The following is a 3090-nucleotide window of genomic DNA, read 5'->3' as shown; positions in this document are numbered from 1 at the left end:
CTGGCGACGCTCAAGGTCGTGCTGGTCGACCTCAGCCACCAGCAGGCGAAGAAGGAAGAGGAAGGGCCGGAGGTCGTCTCGACCTGAGCGCCTTCATTGCTGCGGCTGCGGCGGTCCGCTTTGCTGCATCAGCGCCGCGTTGGGCACGACCTTCACCACCTTCACGTCATAGTCCAGGTCGGCGTTCGGCGGGATCGGCGCGTCGGGCGGAGGGTTGGCGCCGTAGGCGAGCTTCGACGGGATATGGATCCTGTAATGCCCGCCTTCCTGCATCCGCGACAGCGCTTCGGCGAAGCCGGGGATGACCTGGTTGGCGAGCAGCGGGACCGGACCCTTGCCCTGGCTCGAATCGAACACTTTGCCGTCGGACAACCGGCCTTCGTAATCGATCAGCACGCCGTCCTGCGGCTGGATCGTCGGACCGGTGCCGGCCTGGATGGTCTCCAGCTGGATCGTCCGCTGGCGCACCGAGTGCGCGCCGAGCCAGGCCAGGGCCACTCCGGCGGCGATGACGAGGATGAAGCCGATCCACAAAGCGACGGCCCGGCCGCGATGGTCGGGGCGATGGGCGGCTTCGGCGACGGACACTGCTGCTGGTGCTTCGGAGTCTAGCGCGCGCTCTCGCGCTCGGCGCGCTTGCGCTCGAGCTTGCGGGCGCGGCGGATCGCGGCGGCCCGCTCGCGGGCGCGCTTCTCCGACGGCTTCTCGTAATGACGACGCAGCTTCATCTCGCGGTAGACGCCCTCGCGCTGCAGCTTCTTCTTCAGCGCGCGCAGCGCCTGCTCGACATTATTGTCGCGAACGATGATCTGCATAAAAGCCCGTCACTCTCCTTAAGTCTTTAAAATCATGGGGTTAATCCCCATATCAGCGATCGAGCGGGCGTAGCGCTCCGTTCCATCGACAATAGTTCAGCGGCCGTCAGAGGCACACCTCGGCGGCGGCGGCCCCTTAGCAGCGACGCGACCGGCGTTCAAGCTTTTCGGGGTCATCGCCGTCCGCGGGCCATCTGCGACGAATCGTTCGGCTTGGACGATGGAAGGGGAAACGCCAGCGTCAAGGTTATCCACCATTAACCCTTTGATTGATAAGAGGGTTGCGAGAGCGGAGGGAATGAATGTCGGTCAATCGGAGGGAAATGCTGCGTCTGGGCGCTGCTGGCGCCGCGGGGCTCATCCTTTCTTCTGCTGCGGCTTCGCAGTCGCTTCCGGGGCTGCTGGTCCCGCAGACGACGGGTGCGGGAACGCCGCCGGCCCCGACTCCGGTTCCCGCGCAGCCGCAGGTTCCAGCCGCGCCCGCGGGCATCGATCCGCAGCTCTTCGCACGCGCCAAGGCGGCGCTCGATTCGCACCGGATCGCGCCTCGCGACGCCATCGGGATCGCTGACTTCTCGAGGCCATCGAGCGAGCCTCGTTTCCACGTCGTCGATCTCCAGAACGGAACGGTCGAAAGTCACCTCGTCTGTCACGGACGCGGATCGGACCCGAGCCACTCGGGCTATCTGGAGCGGTTCAGCAACGCCTTCGGCAGCTACGCGACCTCAGAAGGCGCGTACGTCACCGACGATTATTATTACGGCAAGTACGGCCTGTCGCTGAAGGTCCGCGGACTCGACTGGACGAACAACAACGCCGAACCGCGCGCGATCGTCATCCACAACGCCTGGTATGCGGAACCCGAGATGATCCGGCTGCACGGCATGCTCGGCCGCTCGGAGGGCTGCTTCGCGATGCCCAAGGCGAGCCAGGACAAGGTGATGCGGCGCCTCGCCGGCGGACGGATGATCTACGCCGACAAGCTCGCGTAAGCGACTGTCCGGGGGACAGTTGCGCTACGAGCTGGCGTAAGCCGCGCCCGACTGAAAAACGAAGGGCCGCCCTCGGGCGGCCCTTTTTCTTTGCCCAAGCTTGGCGGGCGCTAGCGCTGCGCCACCTGGTCGACGGGCTTCGCCTTTTTCGCGGCGATGGTATCGGGCTTCGGCTCGGGCTTGGGCGGGGCGAGGCTCGCGCCGCCGTCCTTCATGTTCAGCGCCGCCACCGCCTTGGGATCGCGGCCGTACATGTCCTTGTAGTCGACGATCCGGCCGCTGAGCAGCGCGGCCTGGCTGAAATAGACGATGTAGACCGGAAGCGGCTTCACGAAGTTGGCCTGGACGGTCTTCTTGCTGTCGAGCGCCGCCTGGATCCTGTCGGGCGTCCACGTCCCGCCGTCGTCGCCGAGCAGCTCGGTCGCGAGATCGACGATATGCTGCGTCCGAACGCAGCCGTGGCTCAGCGCGCGCACGCTGTCGTTGAAGCGGCTGCGCGCGTTGGTGTCGTGGAGGTAGATCGCCTTCGAGTTGGGCATCACGAACTTGAGCTGCCCGAGCGCGTTGCTCGGCCCAGGCGGCTGCCGCCACCGCTGGACCTTGCCGTCCGCGCCCTTGACCGCGACGAAGCCCTTTTTCCCGGCGGCTTCCTTCTCGATGCTCTTCGGCACCTCCCACCAGGGATTGAGGATCACACCGGTGGCCATGGCCGTCAGCTGCGGAGTCGGGGTCGACAGCTTGCCCGCGATCGCCCGCTCCTTCCAGCGATTCTGGCCGTCCTCGACCAGGGTCGCGTGGAAGCTCGGCACGTTCACGATGATGTACTTGTCGCCAAGCTCGCGCGGGAGCCACCGCCAGCGGTCCATGTTGAGCCGGATGCGGTCGCGCTCGGCGGTGTCGCTCGCCGGCGTTTCGGCCAGCGCCGCCTTCAGCGCGGCATATTGCGGGTGCGTCGGCAGAAGCCCGTTCAGCGCACCGGCAATGTCGTGTTGGGCGAGCGCGGACCGAAGCAGCGCATCCTGCTTGTCTGCGCCGAGATCCTTGTCGACGATGTACCAGTCGACCCGCGCCGGCTTCTTCACATGACCCAGCGCAAGGTCGGACGACACGCGGTCGAACCGGTCCGTCGCGACGGCCGACAGGGCCACCGGATCGCCGCTCGCGAGCGCGGCCTTCAAACCTTCGGGATCGTAATCCGCGGGGTTGAGGCCCTCGACCCCGATCTGCTCGATATATTGCAGCAGCGCCGCGGCGTTCGCGGCGTCCCAAACGGCCGGGGGCAG

General features: G+C 66.4%; 4 protein-coding genes. 1 reads left to right on the top strand and 3 read right to left on the bottom strand.

Annotation, left to right across the window (positions count from 1 at the left end; genetic code table 11):
* Positions 1–93: 93 nt before the first annotated feature.
* Both VFT73_RS08640 and rpsU read right to left on the bottom strand, forming a co-directional pair.
* Positions 94–588 carry an FKBP-type peptidyl-prolyl cis-trans isomerase gene (locus VFT73_RS08640; RefSeq protein WP_326409910.1) on the bottom strand — a complete coding sequence of 165 codons (495 nt, stop codon included), beginning with the start codon at positions 586–588 and terminating at the stop codon, positions 94–96.
* Between the two features lie 20 nt (positions 589–608).
* Positions 609–815, bottom strand: coding sequence for a 30S ribosomal protein S21 (gene rpsU, locus VFT73_RS08635; protein WP_326409908.1), 207 nt, complete (start codon positions 813–815; stop codon positions 609–611).
* 302 nt (positions 816–1117) lie between these two features.
* Here rpsU and VFT73_RS08630 point away from each other — a divergent pair, with 302 nt between their 5' ends.
* On the top strand, positions 1118–1807 hold the full coding sequence (locus VFT73_RS08630) for a murein L,D-transpeptidase catalytic domain family protein (protein WP_326409906.1): 690 nt from the start codon (positions 1118–1120) through the stop codon (positions 1805–1807).
* A gap of 110 nt (positions 1808–1917) precedes the next feature.
* Here VFT73_RS08630 and VFT73_RS08625 read toward each other — a convergent pair.
* Positions 1918–3090: L,D-transpeptidase family protein (locus VFT73_RS08625; RefSeq protein ID WP_326409904.1), on the bottom strand; the 1173-nt coding region annotated here is incomplete at its 5' end.

This window comes from Sphingomonas sp., from assembly GCF_035758555.1.
Classification (GTDB): Bacteria; Pseudomonadota; Alphaproteobacteria; order Sphingomonadales; family Sphingomonadaceae; genus Sphingomonas_B.
Note: the sequence above shows the minus strand (reverse complement) of the source record. Positions and strands in the feature narration are given on the sequence as shown.

Bases quoted from the DNA above. Each gene is read 5' to 3' on its own strand.
- rpsU (WP_326409908.1), bottom strand. From the start codon at position 815: ATGCAGATCATCGTTCGCGACAATAATGTCGAGCAGGCGCTGCGCGCG.
- VFT73_RS08630 (WP_326409906.1), top strand. From the start codon at position 1,118: ATGTCGGTCAATCGGAGGGAAATGCTGCGTCTGGGCGCTGCTGGCGCC.